The organism is Amphritea pacifica (assembly GCF_016924145.1).
GTDB classification, from domain to species: Bacteria; Pseudomonadota; Gammaproteobacteria; order Pseudomonadales; family Balneatricaceae; genus Amphritea; species Amphritea pacifica.
This window is the reverse complement of sequence record NZ_JAFFZO010000234.1, coordinates 1-255: the sequence shown is the minus strand read 5'-3', so window position 1 is coordinate 255 and position 255 is coordinate 1. Positions and strand designations below refer to the sequence as shown.

The window sequence follows — 255 nt, the reverse complement described above, 5'->3', positions numbered from 1 at the left end:
CCGAACCTTATCGCAGGTTACCACGTCCTTCATCGCCTCTGACTGCCAAGGCATCCACCGTGCACGCTTAGTCACTTGACCATATAACCCAAAAGGGTCTGTCAAAGTCACTGATAAAACTTCATTGCCATCTAAGATGACGCTGAAGTAACGATACATTTACGCCGGATTAGCGCTTGTACATATTTCTCGTTTTGTTACAGGATTCAATTGTTAAAGAGCGGATAAAGCTAAAAGCTTTAAAAGATAAACATC

Annotated in this window: 1 rRNA gene; it reads right to left on the bottom strand. The window is 42.4% G+C overall.

Annotation, left to right across the window (positions count from 1 at the left end):
• Positions 1–81: ribosomal RNA gene (locus tag JW499_RS22165) — 23S ribosomal RNA — on the bottom strand; the annotation flags it as partial.
• Between the last annotated feature and the right edge of the window lie 174 nt (positions 82–255).